3 protein-coding genes and 1 CRISPR repeat array are annotated in these 5,101 nt (G+C 32.6%); all 3 genes read right to left on the bottom strand.

The genetic code is table 11. The annotated features are described in order from the left end of the window. Nucleotides 1–74: 74 nt before the first annotated feature. Nucleotides 75–1,738: direct repeats of the CRISPR family, unit length 47 nt; unit sequence CTTGTGAATCCTCACGTAAAAGTATCAAAATGAAATCAATTCACAAC. A gap of 7 nt (nt 1,739–1,745) precedes the next feature. After that, entirely contained in the window at nt 1,746–2,168 is a 423-nt protein-coding gene (locus CW751_RS06665) for a hypothetical protein (protein ID WP_101334232.1), read from the bottom strand. A 138-nt stretch (nt 2,169–2,306) separates the two neighbouring features. Next, on the bottom strand, nt 2,307–3,986 hold the full coding sequence (locus CW751_RS06660; protein ID WP_101334231.1) for a DUF4139 domain-containing protein: 1,680 nt from the start codon (nt 3,984–3,986) through the stop codon (nt 2,307–2,309). A 98-nt stretch (nt 3,987–4,084) separates the two neighbouring features. Continuing rightward, a complete protein-coding gene (locus CW751_RS06655) occupies nt 4,085–4,969 on the bottom strand; it encodes an EamA family transporter (RefSeq protein ID WP_101334230.1) in 885 nt (294 codons plus the stop codon). Nucleotides 4,970–5,101: the final 132 nt, after the last annotated feature.

Raw genomic sequence — 5,101 nt, 5'->3', positions numbered from 1 at the left:
GTGAATCCTCACGTAAAAGTATCAAAATGAAATCAATTCACAACTTATAACGATAACATTACTTTCATATTCGTCTTGTGAATCCTCACGTAAAAGTATCAAAATGAAATCAATTCACAACAAATACGAAGAACAAATATCCTCGAAGTTCCTTGTGAATCCTCACGTAAAAGTATCAAAATGAAATCAATTCACAACACGATGACTGCGAGTTGTATATTGATACTACTTGTGAATCCTCACGTAAAAGTATCAAAATGAAATCAATTCACAACCAAGCAACGCCAACAAATTTATTGAATGGTCTTGTGAATCCTCACGTAAAAGTATCAAAATGAAATCAATTCACAACCAAGCAACGCCAACAAATTTATTGAATGGTCTTGTGAATCCTCACGTAAAAGTATCAAAATGAAATCAATTCACAACGGTTGATTGCAACTATTTTCTTTTGGTTCTCTTGTGAATCCTCACGTAAAAGTATCAAAATGAAATCAATTCACAACGGTTCTATACTATTTGTTCGGTGGGTGCTGCTTGTGAATCCTCACGTAAAAGTATCAAAATGAAATCAATTCACAACGGTTGATTGCAACTATTTTCTTTTGGTCCTCTTGTGAATCCTCACGTAAAAGTATCAAAATGAAATCAATTCACAACGGTTCTATACTATTTGTTCGGTGGGTGCTACTTGTGAATCCTCACGTAAAAGTATCAAAATGAAATCAATTCACAACAAACAGCACCAAAAGTACATGGGTAAGCTTCTTGTGACTCCTCACGTAAAAGTATCAAAATGAAATCAATTCCCAACGGTTCTATACTATTTGTTCGGTGGGTGCTGCTTGTGAATCCTCACGTAAAAGTATCAGAATGAAATCAATTCACAACAAACAGCACCAAAGGTACATGGATAAGCTTCTTGTGAATCCTCACGTAAAAGTATCAAAATGAAATCAATTCACAACGAGCGTTGTCAAGTTCAAAAACTAAGCTATCTTGTGAATCCTCACGTAAAAGTATCAAAATGAAATCAATTCACAACAAACAGCACCAAAAGTACATGGATAAGCTTCTTGTGAATCCTCACGTAAAAGTCACAAAATGAAATCAATTCACAACGAGCGTTGTCACGTTCAAAAACTAAGCTATCTTGTGAATCCTCACGTAAAAGTATCAAAATGAAATCAATTCACAACGATATCTCGCTTCAGGACCAGCAGAAGGATCTTGTGAATCCTCACGTAAAAGTATCAAAATGAAATCAATTCACAACAACGAGTCGATTTTTTCTTGGTTAATACCTCTTGTGAATCCTCACGTAAAAGTATCAAAATGAAATCAATTCACAACATGTAAATAATTGCGATAACCAAAACAGTTCTTGTGAATCCTCACGTAAAAGTATCAAAATGAAATCAATTCACAACACTAAAGAGGCCCAAATAATAAAATATAATCTTGTGAATCCTCACGTAAAAGTATCAAAATGAAATCAATTCACAACGAGTTATGCAACGCAAATGATTAAAGTACACTTGTGAATCCTCACGTAAAAGTATCAAAATGAAATCAATTCACAACTTGGCTTTGTGTTACCAAATACAGCAACGGCTTGTGAATCCTCACGTAAAAGTATCAAAATGAAATCAATTCACAACTTGGCTTTGTGTTACCAATTACAGCAACGGCTTGTGAATCCTCACGTAAAAGTATCAAAATGAAATCAATTCATGAAACTAATCTCATCCATAATATTCATCTCCATTATGTTCAGACTTCAAGGCCAGCATTTTCTTTATAAAAGTTTTGTTTTGTGTTTTCTTGATTTTCAATTTTAGAAATTGACCTTGTCCGTGTATAACCAATAATTGAGTTTTAAAAACAGACAAATAATGATAAGGAATAGGCCAAGCATAGGTAGTTTGCCGGAGGTTGAAGAGAACTAGAATGCCATTTGGTCTAAGGGAAATACTTGCAAAAATCGCTTGTTTGCTCTTTTTCATAATGTCTTCAAAGAGCAAACTATGTTCAACAATTTCCATTCGAGAAGATCCAATTATTCCTTTCTTTTTAAAAACAACCTCTCCAAGATGATATGGCTCACCAACAAGATCATTTATCTTTTTTTCAATGTCTTTATCTTTAAATGAAATGTTATAAAGCATACTTTGAAGTTTTTTCTAAAACAACCAAAATACATTTTATGTTTAGAAATCTATGTTAAGAATTAAACTTTATTTCCGAGATCTACTGACTAACATGTATATCCTAAACAAACTTTTAATTGTACTCGGATCTAAGCTTTACCTCAAAACCAAAGGTTCATTTTTATTGTGTTTTACTTTATACATTAAATCTAGCGTTTTTCTTTCCTTTGATTTTAATTCTAATTTCCATTCGATAATACCTGTAGTCTCATTTAGACTTCCATTACTGATTTCTTCGGCAGTAATTTCAATTCCTTCTTTTCTAGAGACTGGAACTTGATCTTGCACAATAATATCAATTGATTTACTTTTATTGTTTAAAATTTCTAATTGATATAAGCTGCTTTTCTCTACTTCACTGCCAATAATTTTCTCCTTATACTTTTTATTGATGAAAGTGCGTTTTACTATGATATTAGGATCTTTTCCTAAACTCAGTGACAAAGTATCATCCATCGTGGTCGGATTAATATGGGTTTCTCCCATGTAACTTCCATCAAAAAATATTGTTGCTTTGGCAGGTATCAATTGCAATTCTTCGAGATTTGTGATTCGGGCAACTAAATAAGCCGAGTTCTCTACTTTTGGAACAGTATAGTAAACATAATTAGCATCCACATCTTCATTTTTGACCAATACCATGTGTTTTTCACCATTTGATTTTATTGAGTAAGGAAGATCGATTTTAAATTCAGCTGAAATTAAATGCTGCACAACTTGGGTATGTTGTGCGCTAGTGGAATAATCAAAATTTCTTTCCTCTATGCTTTCCTTTTTGAATTTTGAATCTGATTGCCGAACAGCAACTTCCGATAAACTTTGCGTTTGATTGGGGTGAGCTTGCCTTTGTTGAAAAGAAAAAGGTTGAACACCAAGTACCCAAGGAAGCAACTCTGGTTTGGTTTTATTTTTATATGGATCATTTGTTGAAACGCTTAATCTAACGTCTTTCCAGTCAATTCCTGTGCTCTGATAAATCTGGGCTTTATAATTGAGATTTATTTTGCTGCTTTCAACATTACTTATCAAATCATATTGTGCATTCCAACCTGCATTACTAACAAGGTAAGTCAAATCTAAATAACCTGAATTTACTTTATCTGATGAAATAGTAACTACAATTCTATAATCGGATTTCGTTTTATTCTCTTGAAAAACCTCATTATTTGAATAATTTTTTAATTCATTCAAACGAGACTGTAAAGAATTAAGTTGAAGTGTTTTTAATTTCTTCCTTCTCGAAATTTCATTAATCTCTTTATTTAATGATTTCACTTTACTTAAATAATATTCAACTGCTTGTTTCAGTAACTGAATACTATCATTGACTTTACCTTGCCCACGCATTGCACCATTACCAAGTATTATAGATTTTGAAGCTTTTAATACTTCTAACTCTGAATCTAAATTTGAAATTTCAAATGCTATGTAAGACAAGGAGTCTTCTACTGCATTAATTTTTAGCTGAACAGATTTTGGAAGTTTTGAAACTGTTTTTGAACCTGGAGAAGAATAATAACGAGTAAACTTGGAATCCAAAATAATAATTCCGTTCGTACCTTTTATTTGTATTGATTGAGGATCTACAAATTGACTCACGCCACTTACAATGATTTGGTGAACACCTGCATTCACGGAAAACTTTGCCTCTCTATTCACTTGGGCACCTTTAAGAAACACGGTAACATTCTTAATTTTGGAATCAATAATAACCTCCTCAGCGAATAGCGAAGTTGATAAAAATAGGCTGACAACAAATACTTGGAATAATTTCATAATTCTAATTTTCCAGTTTGTACAACTATGCACAAAATGCGTTCAAAAAGAAATGAAATTAGTACAGAAATTGTTTTTTCGTCATTTCTAAGAGTCAATCAAATTTTCTTGAAATTAATCAAAACTACAGCACACAATATAATCCCAATTCCTATCCATTGTAGAACAGAAACATCTTCTTGCAGAATAATTGCAGCACTAAGAACAGAAAATGGAATTTCTATACTAGAAACTATGGCACCGAGGCCTGTTCCGATAACAGGCATTCCAATAGAGAATGTAGCAGGAGGAACCATAGAACCAAAGATTGCCAAAAAGACGCCAAACACAAGCATATAATAAACATCGAAAGTTTCTATAATGTGAACATTCCAAAACAATAGCACTACAACAAAACCACCAATAACTAAATATTTACTTTTAATAATAACATGCGTTCGATTACCCAGACGATTAGAAAAAAACATAAACGAAGTAAAACTTATTGCGGCACACAAACCAAAGAGAATACCCAGTGGATGTAATTGAATAGAAGTTTCAAAAAGGTTGGCTGCCAATATTGTACCAGCGATTGCAACTACTCCACCAATAATTTTAATATTAAAGTTCTTTCCTTTAGTTGAAATTAAGTCAACAACAACCCCCATCCATATAGATTGCATGAGCAAAATAATACCGACAGAAACTGGTACATATTGAATGCTTAAGTAATAGAAACAACTAGAAAAACCTAAAGTTGTTCCATACAAGATCAGTTTTTGTTTCATTTTCCGACTTGGTGCCGTGTAATTAGATGTTGAACCATATTTCTTTTTTATAACAAAAGACAATATGGTTAGAAACATAATGGCAAAAAAGTATTGAGAAAAGGCCAAAAGTGCAGTTCCTGCACCTAAGCCATTTGCATATTTAACAACAGTAGCCAATAGTCCATAACTTAGAGAACCGAAAGCAACAGTGGCAATACCTTTGTTTTTAGTCATAATTGAAAAATAGATTATACTTTGAGTTAGAAAGTTAGGGAAAGAACTAGTCTGATGAATGATAGTAATAAACTAAAAAAACCTCACACAAATAAATGTATGAGGTTTTAAAAAAGTGGCGTCGTCTTACTC

The sequence above is a fragment of the Brumimicrobium salinarum genome, assembly GCF_002844555.1.
In the GTDB taxonomy this organism is placed as follows: Bacteria; Bacteroidota; Bacteroidia; order Flavobacteriales_D; family Crocinitomicaceae; genus Brumimicrobium; species Brumimicrobium salinarum.
The sequence above is the reverse complement of the archived record's forward strand: the minus strand, read 5'-3'. Positions and strand labels throughout refer to the sequence as shown.